General features: G+C 40.8%; 16 protein-coding genes and 2 riboswitches. Of the genes, 4 read left to right on the top strand and 12 right to left on the bottom strand.

Features of this window, described 5'->3' with window-relative positions:
- Positions 1-101: 101 nt before the first annotated feature.
- From O2S85_RS05290 to thiT, 3 genes are all read right to left on the bottom strand, one after another.
- Positions 102-1130: a FecCD family ABC transporter permease gene (locus O2S85_RS05290; RefSeq protein WP_269411653.1), complete on the bottom strand. Its 1029-nt coding sequence runs from the start codon at positions 1128-1130 to the stop codon at positions 102-104.
- On the bottom strand, positions 1114-2088 hold the full coding sequence (locus O2S85_RS05285) for an ABC transporter substrate-binding protein (protein WP_269411652.1): 975 nt from the start codon (positions 2086-2088) through the stop codon (positions 1114-1116). Before O2S85_RS05285 ends, O2S85_RS05290 begins: the two co-directional genes overlap by 17 nt.
- Positions 2089-2278: 190 nt before the next feature.
- A riboswitch (cobalamin riboswitch) is annotated at positions 2279-2473 on the bottom strand.
- 344 nt (positions 2474-2817) lie between these two features.
- On the bottom strand, positions 2818-3414 hold the full coding sequence (gene thiT / locus O2S85_RS05280; RefSeq protein WP_269411651.1) for an energy-coupled thiamine transporter ThiT: 597 nt from the start codon (positions 3412-3414) through the stop codon (positions 2818-2820).
- A 91-nt stretch (positions 3415-3505) separates the two neighbouring features.
- Positions 3506-3607: riboswitch (TPP riboswitch) on the bottom strand.
- A 194-nt stretch (positions 3608-3801) separates the two neighbouring features.
- Here thiT and O2S85_RS05275 point away from each other — a divergent pair.
- On the top strand, positions 3802-5274 hold the full coding sequence (locus O2S85_RS05275; protein WP_269411650.1) for a BCCT family transporter: 1473 nt from the start codon (positions 3802-3804) through the stop codon (positions 5272-5274).
- 78 nt (positions 5275-5352) lie between these two features.
- Here O2S85_RS05275 and O2S85_RS05270 read toward each other — a convergent pair whose 3' ends face one another.
- From O2S85_RS05270 to O2S85_RS05260, 3 genes are all read right to left on the bottom strand, one after another.
- The gene (locus O2S85_RS05270; RefSeq protein ID WP_269411649.1) at positions 5353-5940 is read right to left on the bottom strand and encodes a CalY family protein; all 588 of its coding nucleotides are present in this window, start codon (positions 5938-5940) and stop codon (positions 5353-5355) included.
- Positions 5941-5978: 38 nt separating this feature from the next.
- Complete coding sequence (gene sipW / locus O2S85_RS05265; RefSeq protein WP_269412482.1) at positions 5979-6545, bottom strand: signal peptidase I SipW; 567 nt, start codon at positions 6543-6545, stop codon at positions 5979-5981.
- A gap of 80 nt (positions 6546-6625) precedes the next feature.
- A complete protein-coding gene (locus O2S85_RS05260; RefSeq protein ID WP_269411648.1) occupies positions 6626-10588 on the bottom strand; it encodes a S8 family serine peptidase in 3963 nt (1320 codons plus the stop codon).
- A 388-nt stretch (positions 10589-10976) separates the two neighbouring features.
- Here O2S85_RS05260 and O2S85_RS05255 point away from each other — a divergent pair, with 388 nt between their 5' ends.
- Positions 10977-12662 carry an SLC13 family permease gene (locus tag O2S85_RS05255; RefSeq protein WP_269412481.1) on the top strand — a complete coding sequence of 562 codons (1686 nt, stop codon included), beginning with the start codon at positions 10977-10979 and terminating at the stop codon, positions 12660-12662.
- A gap of 229 nt (positions 12663-12891) precedes the next feature.
- Here O2S85_RS05255 and O2S85_RS05250 read toward each other — a convergent pair whose 3' ends face one another.
- A complete protein-coding gene (locus O2S85_RS05250) occupies positions 12892-14154 on the bottom strand; it encodes a YeeE/YedE family protein (RefSeq protein WP_439649435.1) in 1263 nt (420 codons plus the stop codon).
- Positions 14155-14358: 204 nt separating this feature from the next.
- Between O2S85_RS05250 and O2S85_RS05245 the strand changes: the two genes are divergently transcribed.
- Together O2S85_RS05245 and O2S85_RS05240 are read left to right on the top strand one after the other, a co-directional pair.
- The gene (locus O2S85_RS05245; RefSeq protein ID WP_269411647.1) at positions 14359-14877 is read left to right on the top strand and encodes a YbaK/EbsC family protein; all 519 of its coding nucleotides are present in this window, start codon (positions 14359-14361) and stop codon (positions 14875-14877) included.
- 184 nt (positions 14878-15061) lie between these two features.
- A complete protein-coding gene (locus tag O2S85_RS05240) occupies positions 15062-15307 on the top strand; it encodes an alpha/beta-type small acid-soluble spore protein (protein WP_269411646.1) in 246 nt (81 codons plus the stop codon).
- A gap of 295 nt (positions 15308-15602) precedes the next feature.
- Here the strand turns inward: O2S85_RS05240 and O2S85_RS05235 are convergent, their stop codons facing one another.
- The 5 genes from O2S85_RS05235 to O2S85_RS05215 form a co-directional block, all read right to left on the bottom strand.
- Positions 15603-15764 (bottom strand): hypothetical protein, encoded by a 162-nt coding sequence (locus O2S85_RS05235; RefSeq protein ID WP_269411645.1) that lies wholly within the window; start codon positions 15762-15764, stop codon positions 15603-15605.
- A gap of 414 nt (positions 15765-16178) precedes the next feature.
- Complete coding sequence (locus O2S85_RS05230; RefSeq protein ID WP_269411644.1) at positions 16179-17798, bottom strand: M20/M25/M40 family metallo-hydrolase; 1620 nt, start codon at positions 17796-17798, stop codon at positions 16179-16181.
- A 24-nt stretch (positions 17799-17822) separates the two neighbouring features.
- A complete protein-coding gene (locus O2S85_RS05225; protein ID WP_269411643.1) occupies positions 17823-19238 on the bottom strand; it encodes an amino acid permease in 1416 nt (471 codons plus the stop codon).
- Between the two features lie 57 nt (positions 19239-19295).
- Entirely contained in the window at positions 19296-20189 is an 894-nt protein-coding gene (locus tag O2S85_RS05220; RefSeq protein ID WP_269411642.1) for a dimethylarginine dimethylaminohydrolase family protein, read from the bottom strand.
- An 87-nt stretch (positions 20190-20276) separates the two neighbouring features.
- Positions 20277-21038, bottom strand: a complete 762-nt coding sequence (locus tag O2S85_RS05215) for a dimethylarginine dimethylaminohydrolase family protein (RefSeq protein ID WP_269411641.1) — start codon at positions 21036-21038, stop codon at positions 20277-20279.
- Between the last annotated feature and the right edge of the window lie 4 nt (positions 21039-21042).

Below are 21042 nucleotides of genomic sequence, written 5' to 3'. Positions count from 1 at the left end.
AAGGCAAGTTACCAGCCCTAGTTGATCTTTCCCGTTTTCCGGTAACTCTTCCCGCCTCATGTTGTTCTTCTTCGACCTTACTGCGGAGAATCCCGAAAAATTCAATTTCTCCTCCTGATCAGAATAACCGCAAATATAGGTGCTCCGATCAAAGCAGTAATAACACCAATCGGTAATTCAGACGGGGCAATTATCGTTCGGGACACCAGATCAGCTAAGATCAGGAAGCCCGCACCAGCTAAAATGGATAATGGAAGTAAATGCTTATGATCCGGTCCCCAAATAATACGAATAAAATGTGGAATGACAAGTCCGACAAATCCAATCGTCCCGGAAACCGCCACGGCTGCACCGGTTAGTATCGATCCTGCAATCAACACATTCATCTTTTTTCGTTCCACGTTAACACCTAAATGTTTCGCTTGTTGTTCACCGAATGACATGGCATTTAATTCGGTAGCATGCAGCATTAGAATACCAGCTCCCACAATAAAGAATGGCAGGATAATCCATACGTAATCCCATCCCCGCATGGACACACTTCCAAGTAACCAGCCGATGATCTGTCGTAACTCATCACCGGTTAATGCAATCATTAATGAGATAAGGGCACCAAGGAACGAACTAAAGATGACACCGGTCAAAATAATCGTTTCCACCCGCATACTACGGTCGACCCGTTTGGTAAAGAAGAGCACCAAAAAAATCGTCAAAAACGAGGCCACCACACTTAATACCGGCAATGTATACAGCCCTAAAAACGGTAATGATAAATGCAAAAAAATTGTCAACACTGCCCCAACACTAGCACCGGAGGAAACCCCCAGCGTATACGGGTCTGCCAATGGATTTCTTAATAATCCCTGAAAGGCTGCACCCGCAATCGCTAACGAGGCTCCGATAATTCCCGATAACATAACTCGTGGCAAGCGTACATTCATCACAATATTTTCATACATCGGATCCACCGAATCGGAGATAGATGTATGTGAGATAGCAGCAAAAATAGTCTTCAGAATAGTTGTAACAGGTACCTGAACTGTTCCAATTGAAATGCCCATTAACATGGAAACAACCAGTATCACAAACAGTATCCCGTACGCTGTAATCCGCTTAGTCATCGAATACATCTGGATAAATCACTTTTCCAAGTTCCTCAACACCATCAACCAATCGTGGACCTGGACGGTTAACCAGATCTTCGTCCACATCATAAATTTGTTCGTTTTTAACTGCTGATACATCCTCCCAGCCATCTCTTTGGGTTATTTCGGCAACGGGATCGTCCACATATGAACCGTATGTTGTAATAATCACATCCGGATTGCTTGCAATAGCCTGTTCCTCATTTATTTTTGGCCAGCCTTCCTGATCACCAGCAGCATTTTCCGCATGGATAATTGTTAATAGCTCGTCCATAAACGTATTTTTTCCAGCGGTATAAATATCAGGTGATGGGGAAATTTCCATGTAAACCTTTTTTTGGTCATCTTTATCAATGGCATTTGCCTTATCCTTAAGTGCAGTTAATTTTTCCTTCATATCATCAATAATCTGGTCAGCCTTATATAGTGTTCCTGTGGCTTGTCCAATCAAATGAATTGAATCGTAAACCTCATCAAAGTTATTTGCACTGGCAACAACCAATACCGGAATGCCCGCTTCTTCAATTTGTTTAAGTGCTTTCTCGTCATTGGTTTGATCTGCAAGCACCAATTGCGGATCAAGTGAAAGAATTTTTTCCACATTTAATTCCAGCCCACCGATTTTTTCCTTTTCGGATGCCTCTTTCGGAAAATCATCATGGTCAGATACACCAACAATTTGATCGCCAAGTCCCAGGTCAAAAGCAATTTCCGTATTACTTGGTAAAACCGAGACAATTCGTTCCGGTTTTTCATCAATGGTTAATTTATATCCATTCCCATCGGTCACTGTTACCGGAAAAGCCTGTTCCTCCGTCTGTTCTGTTTTAGTATTGTCTGCATTATCCTTTCCTTTTTCAGCGTTATCATCTGAATTTCCACAACCGGCTAAAATTCCTAAAAATAAGATAGCAGTGAATAAAACCAAATAAATCTTTTTCATGATCGTATTGTCCCCCCTAGTGTTTACAAAATAGCGCTACAAAGCAGTCTTCTCTCATAACCATGGATAAGCAATAAAAAAACACCTCCTATTAAAAAGGGGTGCTACTCATTAACAGTAGATGGATACTTATTTTTGACAAAGCAGTACCATCCAGCCAAGTTGCACACCTCCCTATCCGCGTAGGTTCATGGTGTTTCAGAATCAGGCAGTGTCCTGGCTCATGGTTACCGTTGCCCTTCCCTTCCCATACAAACCTATGTACAGTGGATTAAAAGGCAACAACCATTTACAGTGGCGGGACCGCGTCGGATTTACACCGAACTTCCATTTTAAGTCTATTATTCCGTGTTCAAAAAGAGGCACATCAGCCAGAATTCATTCGAACCTCTTGAACAGTTGCGCTAGACACCCGAGTCTGTTACACGAATATTTTATTTCCTCTTCCAGTATACAACATCCATGTCAAATCGAACAGGTAAATGATGAAAAATGACATACAATATAGATAAACAAAATACAAAATCATAATTAGCTACAGATTCTCACGGCAGATAGGAGAGTAAAAATAGGAGGAATCTATCGAGAGAAGAGCGGTCACGGGCGATGGGAAAGAAAAAGCGTGAGGAATCTACCGTGAACAGGGCGTCAATACCATCCAAAATAGAAAAATACAATCCGGATTGAATAAAGGACAGTCCCCTAAAATGGTAGAGGACTGTCCTTTTATTAACCTGCCCTTCGCTGCTGACCTATTTGTTTCGCCGAGGTGATGATTTGTCCTGCCTTTGAAACGATCAATCCCAAAATAACCGCACAGGCGATTGAGACAGCGATATAGGTGATGCCATTGGTAACCAGCGAATAAATAAATGGTGATTTCCCCGCCTCAATGGCATACTTCTTAAAGAAGATAACCCCAGCGACAAAATGCCAAAAATAACGTGTCGCCCCGCCAACAAATATGGCAATCGTCATCCATAACAAAGCATGTCCTTTGTGTCCCTTTTGTAGGTTCCCTTTGACTTGGTGATAAAACAGCCCTGCAAATCCAATACAAGCAAAAGCAATAAAATATTCAATAAATGCTTGGGTAGGGGTAAGTATCCATGCCTGACCAAGCGCAATTTGTAGAAGTCCCCAAAGAAAACCAGATAGGCTGGCCGCTACGAATCCCCAGCGAAAGGCAACGATAAATATTGGGATCATCGCAAAAGAAATGGAAATCGACGGTCCAAAACGCAATGATGGCAATAGATCCAGCACCATCGCAAATGCCGCAAGTATGGCCACTTCTATCAGTGTTTGCAAACTTAATTTTCGCATATAAAAATGCCTCCTTCAGAACGAACCAAAAGGGAGACATTGGTGAAATATACGGATTTTTATCGGGCAGCCATAAATCCAGCGAACCATCCGCATTTACTCACCACATCCCTACGCTAGTGCTAACTAACAGGTTCAAAGGGTCCGAACAATAACGTTCTCTCTCAGCTTTAAAGCTCCCCTTGTGGTTGCGTTATCATTTTATTTAATCTCATCATAGCACATGCCGGTCAATCATGCACTCTTTTTATTCATTAATTTCAATAATAGATTTTGGTGCTGACCTTTTATTTGTTGAGGATTCATGTACCCTCCACATGTCCCATTGCATTGCTTGCTGGTCTTTGTTATTGTTAATCCTATGTCAAAACTTTATCAGGGGGATTCATGAAGAAAGTTACAAGGGTTTTTTACATAACATTGGTAATAGTCGTCTTAGCCGTGATATTTGGTGTGGCATTTCCTTCACAATTTGAACGAATAACTGGCAACATAAAGGATTTTGTAGCTACTACATTCGGTTGGTATTACATGCTGTTGATGGCGGTCATGCTCATCGTTGCAATCATCATTGCCATTAGTCCATACGGCAAAATTCGCCTTGGCAAGGATCATGAACGACCCGATTTCTCAACACCAACATGGATTGCTATGTTGTTTTCAGCTGGTATGGGGATTGGTCTTGTTTTCTACGGGGCAGCGGAGCCATTATTTAACTATGCACTTGATGCTGCCACAGAGAAACCAGGTACTGATGCAGCATTTAAGGAAGGGCTTGCCTATAGCTATTTCCACTGGGGCGTACATATTTGGGCTATGTATGGTATTGTGGCACTGTCATTGGCTTTTTTTCAATTTCGTAAGGAAGAACCAGGATTGATTTCAGCAACATTAAAGCCGTTATTTGGAGAAAAAATGAACGGTCCGCTTGGTGTGCTGATCGATGTACTATCCGTATTTGCAACTGTATTCGGTGTAGCAACCTCGCTTGGTTTTGGGGCAGCGCAAATTAATGGAGGGCTTTCGCATTTATTTGGTATAAATGTTGGTTTTACCGCACAGTTTGTCATCATTGCTGTGGTAACGGTTCTCTTTATTGCTTCAGCGTGGTCAGGTTTGAGCAAAGGGATTAAATATTTATCCAATACCAATATGGTGCTTGCCGCTCTTTTACTTGTTATCGTCATCATCGTCGGCCCTACATTGCTCATACTGGATATGTTTACTGATACGTTTGGAAAGTATATGCAACATATTGTGGAAATGAGCTTTCGCACAGCTCCACTTACAGGGGACAATCGGGAATGGCATAATAACTGGACCATTTTCTTTTGGGCATGGTGGATTGCATGGGCGCCTTTTGTTGGAATGTTCATTGCCCGTGTCTCTCGTGGGCGCACCATTCGGCAATTTTTGTTAGGCGTCATGGTGATTCCAACATTATTTACTTCAATATGGTTTGCAGCATTTGGGACAACGGCAGGTGATGTACAAAATAGCGGAGTAGATTTGACCCAATACACGACAGAGCTTGTATTGTTTAATATGTTCGATCAATTACCATTATCATTCATCCTTTCCATTTTTGCTATTTTGCTAATTGGCTCGTTTTTTATTACTTCAGCAGACTCAGCAACGTTTGTTTTGGGGATGCAGTCAACACATGGTTCGTTAACCCCGCCGAATAATGTCAAGATTATCTGGGGAGTTTCCCAATCAGCTGTAGCATTGATTCTGCTCTATGTCGGTGGATTAACGGCAATTCAGAATACGATTATTATCGCGGCATTACCATTTTCCTTTGTAATGATTTTGATGTTATTTGCCTTGTTTAAGGCGTTGAATAAAGAAGTATCATGATTTTGCATACAAGCAATCGCCAGGACTGCCATTGCTAACGGGCAGTCCTGGTGATTTTAGTGGGATATTGTATTCATCTTATTTTTCATCGCCAGCAGTCTGTTGTGCATTAAATGTCCATTCCAGGTTTAAGGAGTCGCCTTGGAATTGGTTTTGATCTTTTCCGTCATCAATAAATTTAAACTTGACAACCAAATCATGTTCATCCCCTGCTTCCAATCCTTTCTTCCCTAGTAAAGGACTGAATACTTCATCATGTACTACTTCCGGATCCATATCTTTTAGTTCAGCTAATGTTGTTTCGTAAATAACCTCATTTAGTTGATCGGCATTATATAGGAATTCAACCTGAATATATTTACCGAAGTCATCCGTGTTATCCCCTTTATCATCAATCACACTGTAATCGGTCTCCAGTAAAACTTTATTCATATCCAGCGTTCCATTATTTTGTAATTCAAAGTCCCGGATCACGGAATCTCCTGGCTGTAATTCATCTACATCAATCACCGTTGTAGGTTGAACAGATAAGTCCAATTTCCCTGCAGCAAATGTATTATTGGTTGTCTCACTTGAACTAAAATATGCATATGTGCCTCCACCAATTAATGCGATCCCCAATGCTGCTGACATAACTCCCATACCCAATTGTTTTTTAATACCCATTGATTATTCCTCCTTTTATTTTTCCGCCCATAAGATTTTTACTTGGATTCTGTTTCTATTTCCTTTTTAGGCTGTTCAATCTGTCGAAGTGCTCGGTATATCGTAATTATCGAATAGATAACAAGGCAAACCCCCGGTAGCACCATCAGTAATGCCGCACCTTCCTTAGAATTGGTAAAGCTCATAACATATCCAAGATAAGGAATGGTAAAACCGCTGTACGTCCCGATAATATTTTCTTGTGCTACTGGTTCCAGGTCAGGTGCATCATTGGCATCACCTTTTGTAATATAGGTCTGATCTTTCTTCTGAACTTGCATAACGCGGTGGGTCACAATCATGCCATCATTTGTTTTAAATGTGATCACATCACCCTTATGAAATGGATGCTGACTATCCGTTTCCTTGACTGCAATAATCGAACCTGTCCGAATATCTGGTTCCATCGATCCGGACAAAACGGTTTTTACTTGGTAGCCAAACAGACTTGCTTCTCCGCCTGAAGCCTTCATTGAAATGACTGTTAGCAACATTATTAACAGCGCAGCAAATAATAGAAACGTTATCAGATGATTGATCACCTTAAAGATTCGTTTAACATTCATCATCCCACTCCTAATACACGAAATGGCTTATAGCGTGTTCCACTTTACCCATTTCGTGGAACACCATTTACCAATAGTCTCTATTGCCATTCTTTAATCAAATTATCTGCATGCTTCATTAACGTTTCAGCCGCATCATCAGTTAGTTGACTATTATTCTGATAAAATGCGAGCAATTGTTTAAACGTGTTCATATGATTGATTGCTTTATTCATTGCTCCACTATTCTCAAAATAACCGATCGTTGTTAACTGCATGTTTAGTAGTTTAGCAGTATCGTGACTTTTGATATCACCATTTTCCTCATATTGATCAACAAGATCTTTCATCACAGCAATAGTTGATTCGGTATCACCTGAATCATCCTTTTCTTTCTCGATCACGATGGTCTTTTTCGTCACATGCCCACCTAGATCAACGACCTTAAATTCAAATTCGTTCTTGCCGTCTTCCAAGTTTAACGCAATGTCTTTGATCGTCTTATCAAAACCATTCATGCCGTATGGTTCAGATAGATCATGCTTATACACTTCATTTCCATTCACATATAGCCGAATATCATCAAAATTATCAGTAACAGTTGCATCGACTTTTATTTTATCGGCATCTGTTTTTTGATCTGCTTTTACATCAAGCTTGGCTTTCTGAGTATCGACAAAATATCTCCGGCCAATTTCTGCTTCATTACCGGCATTGTCAACTGCCTTAATAGATTTGAAGAAATATCCGTCTTTATCATGTTTGACCGTTATCGAGAAATCATAGCGGTCTTTATCTTTGTTATACGTGAGTTTGGCCTTTTCGCCATCAACAGTCACTTCTTTAATGCCTGATTTATCAGTTACATATCCGGAAAATTCTACTTCACCGGTTGCTTCCACTCCAAGGAATTCTGGTGTTTTTAAATGTAAATCCGGTATCGTTGTGTCAGTTGACTTAGCTACTTCTTTTGTGGTTTCATTTCCAGCATAATCAACTGCCTTAACAGTTAAAGATTGCTCCGAACCCAACTTTTTCGTTAGCTTATGCTTTGTTTCGCCGTTTACATACGGCTTGTCCAAAACAGATTCGCCATCTACCAGCACATCCCAATAGGCAAGTCCACTTCCACCTGCATTATCTTTTGCATCAACGGTTATCGTTTGAGTATCTTTATCAAAATCTGCCGTTAATTCAGGCGCAGTGGTGTCCAACACGACAGGAACTTCAAGGGATTGCCAATTTGCGTCATCATAATCAATGACCGATTCTACCTGCAAATAGTATTTTCCTTCAGGTGCCATTTTTCCATCGATTTTTCCGTCCCATTTTCTTGAGGAGGATAAGTCGTACATTGGCCCTTGCCCACCATCATAGTAGTTCTTGGCAACATCGGATTCCGTTCGAATGGTGCGGACTTTTTTCTTGTTTTCATCCAATACATTAAATTTAACTTCTTTAGCATTTCTTAAGAATGACAAGATCATGAGCGCGTCATCCTGAACCTTATCCCCATTCGGTGAAAATGCAATTTTGCCTGGATCCATCTCTCCGGTTTGTAAATTCTCTCCCAGAAAATCAAATGCTTCGTTTCCATCTTCATCTTTTCCGCTGGATGTGACAACACCGGTCATGCCGTAATACGTATCGTTATCCCACATTGGCTTGTCCATAATTGGTGCTTGATCCCAATCCCCTTTGAAACCGACATATGGAACGTTGATCTTCGGATTATTGTCAGATGGATCTGTTAGTGTCACAAATCCTTCCAGCCAGTAACCATTGGTAAAAACGCCCGATAATTCTTTGTCCACCGAACTGACATCGATGGAAACAGTCACCGTCTTTTCACCATTTGCCGGTACTTCCACCTGACTGGTGTCTTCTCCATTAACGGTTGCCACGTCATCCAGTTCCAATGCGCCAAATTCATTCGGTGCAACCAACGTATCGTCTCCATTGGCAACCGGCTGATCCGTTTGCGCATTGGCTTTCACATCATACGTAACCGCTTTATCGGTCATGTTTTCTGCCGTTAATTCGAACGTTACTTTGTTTTTCGTGATTTGTTTTAATGCCACTTTTGCTTCACCGGTTTTTGCCTCGGTAACCATTATTGGTGTCGACATAGCGGCATGAAGCTGCATCAATCCAGCACCTTGGCGTCGTGGCGAGACAAAGGCTCCATCCAATTCAACCAATTTAGTCGTATTCATCATCAAGTTTTTAGCCATGGTAACCCGATCTTTATTATCCAACCCAAATTTATCGTCAATTCGCTGCAGGACAAGTGCTCCACCACCGCTCGCATGTGGTGCTGCCATCGATGTGCCACTCATCATTCCATATTGATTATCATTTAGCGTCGATAAGATTTGGCCACCCGGTGTCGTAATTTCCGGTTTAAAGTCCAAATCGGGGGTCAGTCCCCAAGATGAGAATGCGCTCATTTTTCCTGCATCCGGGTTGTCGATCTTTTCCTTCCCGCCACCAAATTCCAACGTCACCGACTTACCGTCCTTTAATGCAGCAGCAAGCTTGTCTCCATCATTTTTCAACATGAACAATTGCGGAATAGTAATGGCATTATCGGTTGCCATGTTAACGATGCCATCGGTGTTATTATAGATAATGACCCCTTCCGCTCCTGCTTCTTGAGCATTAAGCGCCTTATCCGTAAAGCCAATATCCCCACCACGTTGAACCAAGGCATATTTACCTTTGACATCCTTGTCGGCAAAATCCTCCGGTGTCCCAAGACCAGCCTCTATCAGTTCAAATGATGTTTTTTCGGGCGGGTCCGTATTACCAGCTGAAAGGTATGGTGCGCTGTCTGCTTTTCCGTCGATCGTATAATCGACTGCATCGACATCCATGTACGAATTTTCATAGGAAGCTACTTGTAATGAATCCTCAGCCACCCCTGGTGAACCACTTACCCCGTAATCCGGATTTGAGGCTAATGGGTAATAGAATCCTTCAGCGAACTTATTGGAATTACCTGCTGAAATAGAAACGAGCACACCGTTATTAGTTGCACGTTTTACTGCTTGTTGTTCCGGTGATTCCGAGTCGACATAACCCGCTGGAGAACCAAGGCTTAAGTTCAATGCATCAGCACCCAGTTTAATCGCATCATCCATAGCTTTTACGTAAACATCACCATACGTCGACTGCATTTCCGGATCATTTCCGAAAACCTTAAGCGCTAACAATTGGGATTCCGGGGCGATTCCTTTGATACCTCCGTCATCCTCATCGCCATTCGCGCCAACTGTTCCGGCAACGTGCATGCCATGCATGGAGGCGCCTGCAGCACTATCGAGAATTTCATCATTTTCATCCATATAGTTATAGCCGTATGGAACTTTTTCGGTATAGTACTTGCCTGGAAGTCCGTCATCTTTTACTGTTTGCTTGACCGATTTTTCCGTCAGAGCTGGATCCGTATCATCGGAAAGTATCATGTCGCGGTGGGATGGATCAATACCAGTATCAATAATGCCAACCGTCATCCCTTCCCCTTTATAACCATAATCACGCCAAGCTTTTTGTGCCTCAACTAATTCCTTACTGTACTTCATCTCTGGTTTTACTTCCGGCCGCTTATATTCCTTGACAATATGTACCGTGTCTACATTGGAAATCTTCTTAATTGCGTTGATATCCCCCTGTTTCACTTCAGCACTAAAGCCATTGACAACCGTTGTAAACTCCTGTAAAAAATCAGCGTCAATCTTTTTCGACTTCATTTTGTCTTTTATTGTATTTTGTTCTTGTTTTGCTGTTTCTTGCAATTGCTTTTTTTCAGTGGGTTGTAAACGCTTAAACATCGTACCTTTTTTCGTTGCCCTTTCAATCGGCGCATCCTGTTTCAATTCGACAATAACCCTGACCTTTTCAGCCGGGTCCGTCGTTTCCTTTAGCTTTTTCGCATCGGGATCGACCTTTTTTTCCGTATTCTGTTTTAATGTTTTTTCGCCTATTTCTGCAGCGTTTACATAGAAAAAGTTGCTGAATACTAACAATGCAGTTAATAAAACGACTGAAATTCTTTTGAACATCTGCCTCCCCCTTACTTTAAAATTTGCTTTACAAAAAGTTGTTAAATCCTCCCCTTTCTATTTCGTCATGCGACATAATTTTCTGTCATGTCTAATTTATCGGATTTTTAATGAATATACCAGTGACAATAGAATCAATTTCACAACAAAAACAGACTTTTTCTGGGTAAAAAGTCTGTTTTTGTAACAAATATTTATTTTCCTATTAAAGTTGTGTTAAAAAAATGAGATAAAACCCCACGTTTTGTAAATGTCGATTATAATACGTCCTCTTTTTCTTTTAATCTCTTGTTAATCCGATAAAAGTTGACAAGGAAAACAAAATAACAGAAAATAGGAATGAATTCAAGGTAATCGTTTGCAATTACAACAAGGGGGGATACAAGTGATGAATTACATGGCAGGCACTTGGCAGGAGCTTTGGAGGCAGCATAAGCGCACAAAGAAATTATTGAATATTTTTTCCTTGCATAAAAGTGTTACTAAAAAAGAGAAAGATGAAGATAGAAATACTAAAGTTGCTGCGGAGGAAGATACAACTCAGCCGCATTCCAGGAAATCAGGTGAACAGCCGCCAAAGCCTTATTCAAGAGCGCAAATGGTTGGGTTGATTTTAGGGCCGGCATTATTTATATTAACAATGCTATTTTTCCAGCCAGAAGGATTATCACCAGAAGGAAAGGCAGTGCTTGCTGCAACATTATGGACTGCAACATGGTGGATTACTGAAGCAATACCTATTCCGGCGACTTCACTGTTACCGCTGATATTAATCCCTGTAACAGGTGCAATGGATGGTGCTGATGTTGCTTCTGCATATGGAAATGATATTATCTTTTTATTTTTAGGTGGTTTTTTTATTGCAACAGCAATGGAAAAATGGGACTTGCATAAACGAATTGCCCTTTTTATTATTTCCGTAATTGGAACAAGCATCCAGCGCATTTTACTGGGGTTTATGGCAGCAACGGGTTTCATATCGATGTGGGTTTCCAATACTGCTGCTGTTATGATGATGGTTCCGATGGGACTGGCTATTATCGCTCAAGTAGCAAATGTATTAAAAGGGGATCCCGGGGAAAAAGAATTACCGAAATTTGAAAAATCGCTTATTTTTGGTATCGGTTATGCCGGAACAATTGGAGGTCTTGGAACATTAATTGGAACACCACCAAACATTATTCTGGCAGGTCAGCTTGATCAACTATTTGGTGTGAAGCTTTCATTTGGAACCTGGATGTTATTTGCCGTTCCGGTTGTTGTTTTTATGATTTTCTTTACATGGATTTACTTGAGCAAAATTGCTTTTAAAACAAGTATAAAGCATCTGCCTGGTGGTAAGGAATTAATTCAGAACGAAAGAGGTAAATTAGGTAAGATAAGCTATGAAGAGAAAATGGTCGGTGCTGTGTTTCTCTTTGCGGCATTTATGTGGATTTCCCGTGATTTCTTATGGACAGAAGGAGGAATTGTTGAAATACCAGGAATTTCCGATGGTATGATTGCTGTGCTTGCCGCCATACTGCTCTTTTCTATCCCGGCACGCGCGGAAAGTCGTATCTTGTCCTGGAAGGACTCCCGTGATATTCCTTGGGGCGTCCTGCTACTTTTTGGCGGTGGTTTAGCAATTGCAGCAGGCTTTACGCAGACTGGTCTATCTGATTGGCTGGGTAAACAACTAACGGTTTTGGATGGTTTACATTTACTTATTATTATTTCTGCCGCTACCTTACTGATTATGATGTTAACAGAGATTACTTCCAATACAGCAACAGCCACAATGATACTACCGGTAGTTGCAGCATTAGCAGTTGCTCTAAACATTCATCCATTTGCACTTATGATCCCGTGTGCAATGGCCTCTAACTGTGCATTTATGCTGCCTGTAGGAACACCACCGAATGCCATTATCTTCGGTACCGGTAAGCTGAAAATCATTGAAATGGTTAAATCCGGTTTCTGGGTTAACATCGTGGGAACCATCATTATTATTGCTGCTGTTTATTTCCTTGTCCCAATAGTCTGGGGAATTGATTTAACCTCCATACCAAGTGAATTTATGTCAGGGAATTAATTTGAAAGGGTAAGGTTTGGGGTAGAACCACTAAATCCTGCAACTATAAGGATAATTTATTAACGCTTGGTTGTAGAATAGCAGTCCTGCTTCTTACGTGAACTGAATAAAAAGTCGTCTTGATAGAATAGACGACTTTTTATGTCAGCTTTAAAACACTAAAATGTTTTCCATGGCTTATGATACTGCAGGAACGATTCAGTATTCAGTTGTACTCTTTAAAAGCTTGCTAACAAAATGAATCATTTTTATTCGGGTTTCTCATACCAAACAATGGACGGAGGAATAAGGCGACAAATGTTCCGAGTAATGCCATGATGGCCCAAATCCAACCGTGCAAACTGAAAGAAGCGATCCCGCTGAAATAAGCACCAATATTACAGCCAAATGCGAGGCGAGCACCATATCCCATCATTAAACCACCAATGAGTGAAGCTAGAGCCACACCGGGTTTGATTTTTTTTGGCTTAAATAATCCACCTGAGGACGAAGCAATAAATGCGCCAAGGATGATCCCGAAATTCATCACACTGGTCGAATCAGTGAAGACGGATGAGGTTAATGATGCACTACGATCACCACTCCAATACGTCCAACTGGATACATCAATACCAAAGGCACTAACAATTTTGGAACCCCATAAGGCAAATGCTGAAGTGATACCCCATGGACTTCCTCTAACAATAAGAACAAGTCCATTCAGCACTGCTAACACTACTGCTGCGGTAATTAACGGCCATGATCCGCGAAAAATCCGCTTCCAGCCGTGTTCAGTAGGTAACGTCTTTATCATAGGCGGCTTCTTTCGCTTGGCTATTTTTACGGTAACCCAATAAATGATGGCAAACAGGACGATCTGTACCGCCCAAGCACCGAAATAACCCAGATTAGTAGACTCAGCTAATGAAAATGGTTGAAAGCTGGGCATATCGTTCATCCAGAATCCCCAATGATAAGCACCCACCACAGATCCGGCAATAAATCCAATCAAGGTAATTACAGTTGGTGATTGACCGCTTCCCACATGGTAGAGTGTTCCAGAAGCACATCCACCACCCAATTGCATGCCAATTCCAAAGATAAATGATCCGACAATCAAACTAACCCCAACAGGAGAAACATTTCCGCTTGGACTTGATCCAGTCAATGTAAAGCCGGTTGCAAAAATAATTGCAAAGATGGTTGAGGCTACTGCAAGCATAATCATATGTGCCTGAATACCCTCAACATTTCCCACGGACATCAATCGACGAAATGCCGAAGTAAAACCAAAACGCGCATGAAATAATGTAAATCCGAGTGCTATTCCTAATATATATAAGACCCCTTGTGTCAGAGTAGTTTCAATCAATATATAGGCTCCGAGTAATATAATAACAAGCGAGCCAATAATAACGTGAGGCTTTTGCCAATGATTCAACGGAGGAGCGGGGTTTTTTGCAGTCTGTTTCATTGAGACCGGCTGTTGATTCAGCTTTTGTGCGGTTTCCATTCCAAAACTCCCTTTCCTTATCAATTTAGTATGATTAATATGTGTCATGATTATAACTGATTTATGTGTTTATGTAAAGATTCCAAAATGATATTTTACGAAATTGGGCTGTTGAATGATAAGACTTGGTTAGGACTTCCTTTGCTATAACCAAACAGGAATGATATCATTTTTCGTAACATTATCAGAGAAAGGATGCGTATCATGTCATTGGAAAGTGTAAAAGATCATTTTAAAAAATGGGATCGGGATAAGGATATTATGGAATTTGAATCATCAAGTGCGACAGTTGATCAGGCTGCAGAAACGATCGGGGTACGTCCAGCACAGATCGCCAAGACTTTATCCTTCAGAGGAAATGAAGACAGGGCAATATTAATCGTTACTGCTGGTGATGCCAAGATTGATAATAAAAAGTTTCGTCAAGTTTTTCAAATCAAGGCACGGATGCTTTCACCAGAAGATGTATTGGAACAAACAGGGCATGCGATTGGCGGTGTTTGTCCATTTGGATTAGTACAAGACCTTGATGTCTATTTGGATATCTCTTTGCAACGTTTTGACACCGTTTATCCGGCATGTGGCAGCTCTAATTCTGCAATTGAATTGACCTGTGAAGAATTAGCCGAATTCTCCTTCGCCAAGGAATGGGTCGATGTGTGTAAATGCTGGGAAGAGGAGTCAGTGAAAGAGGCTGCCAGTATGGGAAAATTAACCGATTAATACTGTTATCGAAGCATAGGTGAGGAGAAATTTTGGGCATATAAACACTCATAACTTCCATCATCCTGTCTTTTATCTAAAATAATTATTACTGAAACACAACACAAAAACGAGCATTTGTCCTAAATATCTCCAGGGTGAATATTATCTTTTTGGAAAACCTATACCATGAGGGGTGATATTCATGGCAAAAAAGGATTTGGAGCAACTAAAAACACGGGTTATGAGGGCTAAAGGTTATAACGTAAACAGTGAGCATCCCGATGACGTCAAATATGAGATCGCCAAAGAAGAAGGAATCCCACTTAAAGAAGAAGGAAACGAGGAACTTACTTCTAAACAGGCAGGAAAGATCGGCGGTCCAATTGGTGGTAATATGGTAAAAGAAATGGTTAAAATGGCGCAGCAGCAAATGGAACGGAAAAACTGAACTAAAGCAAAAACATCCGCTGGTCTTAATTGGCCAGCGGAATAAACGATTACTGGTTCTCCTTCTTTACTTCTTCAGCATTCGTATCACTGTATGAACCTGTACCATATCCACCAGTTGTTTTAGAGGATGTTCAAAAAGTCCGGTAAAAATGACATGCCCCTGCAAAAGGGGTATGCCGACGTTGGGCGCAAAGCCCGTTTTTAGTCGGCCTTCCTTTGAAGAAGCTCGTTGGCTTGCTTTTCCGCTCCTCATGTACCTGTTATGTACACTCCGGTGCTCAAAGCTACGCCGCCTAGAACTTCTCGGTCCTTTTTATCCTCCTTTTTGAACACGCACTTTTAGCAATGAATTCCTTAACTTCATTATAGGACATACCAGAATCCGCATTTTTCCTCTTTACGTCATCAATATCTGTCCCAGTTACCGTATATTTTTTACCATTATCGTCTACCATAAAAACACCCTTTCGTACACCATTATCCTTTCCAAAAGTTCAAAAGTTATTTATGATAGAAATCGCGTCCTACAAATTCGCATAATAAATGGATATTTAGTTTTCAAACTAATTTTTGTGGAACAAAGCAACGAAATCACTTATTTTTCAAATAATTTTCTAATATCCATTACGAGGATGACAATGACAAATATTGTAGCAAGAATGAACAAAATTGTAGTTCCCCATTCATTGAATAATTGTATATTTTTATAGAGTACCAGAAAATATACAAATAACGATCCTGCTATCCTAATTAATAAGTTTACACGCTCTGATTTAAACATTGGTAGACACCTCATTATTACCATTTTCTATCTGCTACCTGCACAGAGAGCTACTATACCACGTTGATAAAAGACATTGGGGAGTCAATTATTCCATACTAGCTTTTTTAAGCATCATGTGAATCATCTCTTCCAAAATTACCGGTACCTCTTCAAAAGCATTTTTCATATGCAAACGCTCTGTCCGTTTATGTGCATCCTTTCCAAACGGTCCAATATTTAATACCGGTGCATCCAATTGTTTCATTTCAGTAAATGGAATCGTATAACTGTCATTCCATACAGGTGTATTTTTTTCAAACGCGGTCCATCCCTTTGTTGAATCGTTGTATGAAACGTAACTCAAATCACAAAGACCGTTGAAATAATGGATTCGTTCCATCGAAAGGTTAAACTTTTCTTTGGCGCGTTGTCTGACAAAATCCACACATTTTTCAACTAGTTCATCCCCACTGGAATTCACTGCTGGATAATATGGCGGGGCAAGTAAAATGACAATAGCTGGCGCCAATTCCTGACATTGAATCATCAATTTATCGGTAATCCGTAATGATTTTTCTCGCTCATCCCATTCATCATGAAATTGAACATCTGCTTTGACCGTATCCACAAATTCTGTTCCAAACTTTTTGGTTGCATATGCCAATAGTTTTTCATAACGAATTACCCTCACCTCTCCAATCGGATCTACCTGATTGGATCGGCAAATCGCTGCGTAGTCTTGATTTATTTTCGCAGCAGCATTATTCGCTACTTGTTCAAAACGATCAAAAACTTCGGACGCGCTTTGTTCCATTACAAAAACATTATATAAGGCGCATGATCGGTATGGGGTTTGTGTCGAGTATTCCATCCGCAAATCCCGCTGCTGCAGTGTCACCGGAAGCGGCGTTGTTTCTTCAAAGGAAGTTTCTTGAAATGCGCGATTCCACTCCATTTCCCGTGTCAAATAGGAAGCAATATACGGTGACGTTATCCCGCTTAACGGCTCTCCTGCATGCGTTTCTTTGCCATAGAAAAGCGCTGCTGGTAACACTTTTCCAATTGTTCCCGAATACAGATAATGCTGTTGATCATTTGGATCCTGCGTGAAAACCGGCTCACTATTTAAAAACAAGATATATTCGAGATCATGCCTTTTTTTCAACTCCAACAATTTAGGAACGGCGCACCGCATTCCAGACGAATTGACTTCTTCATCAGGTACGGTCAGAAGCAAAAGGTTAATTGGCCATTTTTCCAAACTCGCTTTCTCCAGCAAATGTATATGCGTAACCAATCCCATTTTCATATCCATCGTTCCCCGGCCAAATAAATAATCACCAGACTTTAAATCTGTTAGTACATCTTCAGGAAGTTCTGTTTCCCGCTCAACTAAAAATTCAGTCAGTTCTTCCGGTTGGGTTGCCAGCGCTTCAAAGTCTCCATATTCTTCAGTGCTTACTGTATCAAAATGACTAATCAAACAAATCGTATCCTTTGCATCAGGATGTTTGTAAAGCGCTGTCAAAAACGTTCGGCGCAAATCAGCATCATGAAGCGCAAGATAGTCTGGATGTTTTTGAAAATAGTCAAGCCCTTGCAGTTTGGTTTGCAGTTTCATGGGAAAATGGCGTTCACCTTCTGACAGGGTAATGCTTTTCCAGCTGACAAGTTCAGTTAGCAAATCGCGTAATGACTCAGGTGTTGCCCATTTGGTTATTGTCATGATGTATCACCTCGAACAATTTTTTTATTTTATGTTTGCCGATGTTGTCTTCGAGTCTGCCTTGGTGTTTTCATTCTTGGCCAATTTAAATCGATAGAACAATAAGCAGGCAGCTAAGAACCCAACACCATATAAAACGCCAGCTCGTTGCGTTGGATCAAACAACAGAAATATAAGAACCACTAAACAAGCGCCTAAGCAAAATAATGGAATAAACGGATAGAAAGCAACCTTGTACCGAAGATCCTCAACCTTTCCACCGGCCTTGAGATATTTTTTACGAAACATCAATTGAGATAACGCAATTCCCATCCATGATATCGTCACAGAAATACCGGCAATCGACATGAGTAGAACAAATACTGTATCGGCTGCCATGAAACTGGTTAATAATGAAAGAAACGAGAATGTTATCGTAAAAAACAATGCATTCAATGGAACTTTTCGTTTGGTTAACTTACCGAATATTTTTGGTGCCATCCCTTCATGTGACATGGACCAAAGCAAGCGTGTTGAAGCATACAAACACGAATTGCCAACCGATAGAATCGCTGTTAGAATAACAAAATTCATGATATGTGCCGCAAATGGAATTTTAGCAAGCTCCAGTAATGTAACGAACGGACTTTCCAGTAATCCCAACTCTGATGACGGAAAAATAGCTGACAATATTAAAATCGAACCTATATAAAAAACTACGATTCGAAAAATAATATTAAAAATGGCCTTAGGGATATTTTTTTCCGGATTTTCCGTTTCACCTGCTGCGATCCCGACCAATTCCGATCCCTGATAGGAAAAGATTACATTCATCATCGTGACAAATACAATTGAAATCCCTGCTGGAAATAGTGTAGATGGCGCCAGATTTTCAAAAAAAGGCGTTCCACGATCTGACAAAGGAATCAAACCAAAAATGGCTGCTATTCCAACAATGATTACAAAAATAACAGCGACCACTTTTATCCCGGCAAACCAATATTCAGCCTCAGCGAACCCTCGTGTCGTTAACGCATTTAATGTAAATAACAAAGCAATGAAAACCGCGCACCAAATCCATACGGGAATACCAGGAAACCAAAATTGCATCATAATCCCGGCCGCAGTAAATTCAACACCTGCCGTGGCTGCTGAACCAACGAAATACATCCAGCCAAGGGCAAACCCTGTGGAAGGTCCAATATATCTGGTAGCATATGCTTGAAAAGAACCGGTAACAGGCATATATACAGCGAGTTCACCAAGACATACCATGACCAAGTATAAAATTAACCCGCCAAATAAATATGCCAGAATCGCCCCACCTGCCCCTGCTTGATTAATCGTGTAACCAGCATTCAAAAATAAACCTGTACCGATTACCCCGCCAAGCGAAAGCATGAATAAATGCCGGCTTTTCATAGAACGTTTTAACTTATCGTTTGTTTGCTCTTCCCTCATAGCATCGTGCCCCTTTGTATAGTTGGTTTCAGTAACATCCCCGGCAGCAAAATTTTCTTAATTACTACGAACAACTGGACATGTCAAACAGGTCGGTCCACCGGTTCCTTTATACGATATCTCCTGCCCTTTATATGCATAAACGGTGGCACCGACATCTTCCAGCTTTTGTTTGGTAGCATCATTTCCATCTACAATCAGACAAATTCTTGGCGCAAGCGCTAACACATTACACCCTAAAGTCTCGTATTCTTGTGCTGGAACCTCAATTAACTCGATCCCACGTGCAAGTAACCGTTGTCTAAAAAACACAGGCATCAATGGCGAATACACAACCGCCAAATCATGATCAACCATACTGATAATCGACATCAGATGCAAACACGCTTCTTCCCCTTGGTCATGCGGAAGAGGAACAACGATAAATTCATTGACCATATCAGCAGTCATTTCTCTTAATTGACGAATCGCCTCATCGTTTGTACGATACCCATGCCCCACCGCTAATGTGCGTTCATCCAGCCAAACAATATCCCCGCCATCAGCAACGGCATCACCAGTGAGTTCCCCGATGATTGGTATTTGTTGCTGCTGTAAAAATTCTTTATAGGCCTCCGCTTCTGGCTGTCTTCGTTCTTTTCCAGATTTTAAAATGATTGCACCATCCCTGGTGAATTTTACGGGATCATGAGCATAGATTGAATCAATGCCCGTTTGATTGTGTACAGGTAAATAATCGATTCGATCAACATGTTTTTCCAAAATAGCCCGGACTTCCTCGTATTCATTTAGTGCTTCCTGATAGTTGGGTTCTTCTATATAATTATATGTTTTCCATTGTTCATTCAAATGATCTTGACTTATGAAAGAATCCCTGGGATGTTTCATAACAACATGTTTTAACTGGTTTACCATCGAATTACAATAGGTTGTGGTTTTCAACTTATCCATGTAAGTACTCCTTTCGTTACTGTGTATATACTATTGGAGATCTGTAGTTGAACGATTTACCCTATTATCTTCTATGTTGGCAATCTATTAAAAACGTAAAGACAGACAGCTCAAACCACCATCATGTTTTTGAAATTCTGTCATCTCCACTTCAATTGTTTGGTACTCACGATCATTCATTTGCTTTTTTGTCTCGGGGTACCCTTTTGGAATAATGACATAATCATTCACCCGGATACAATTCGCTGAGTACTCATTCTCATCGGAGACAATAATCTTGTCATATTGGGTGAAATCCGGATGATCAATGAATTCCCTGGCTGCAACAATTAGATTATTTCCAAGATAAGCGACACCCGTTTTCAAATGGAAGAATTCTTTTAATGGCACAATAGTTGCTTTGTAACCCCTGGATTCCAAAATCTTCTTCAATTGCGTTGCGCCTGTTTCATTGGTACGAGCGGAGATACCAATATAAAAATGATCATCAATCTGTAGCACATCCCCGCCATCCAGCGTGCCTGGTGCTTTTATATAGCGAATGTCGGTGTAAAATTCCTTTAATACTGGTTCCATTTCTTGAATCTCCGCATTTCTCGATGGAGCGCCGGGATTGGTAATAACCGCGAAATCCGGTGTTAATACCGCTGTATCTTCCACAAAAGTTGAATCCGGAAAATCCTCGCTTGCTGGCAATTCCTTAACGGTAACTTTACATTGCTTTAATGCTTCGATATATGCTTCGTGTTGAACTAGCAATTTATCATAATTTGGTTCACCCAAATCACTTGTGGTTAATCCATTCACATAACTTTTTCCGGGTTTTTTAACAATTACATTTTTGAACATCTTT

Source organism: Lentibacillus daqui, from assembly GCF_027186265.1.
Taxonomy (GTDB): Bacteria; Bacillota; Bacilli; order Bacillales; family Amphibacillaceae; genus Lentibacillus_C; species Lentibacillus_C daqui.
The sequence above is the reverse complement of the archived record's forward strand: the minus strand, read 5'-3'. Positions and strand labels throughout refer to the sequence as shown.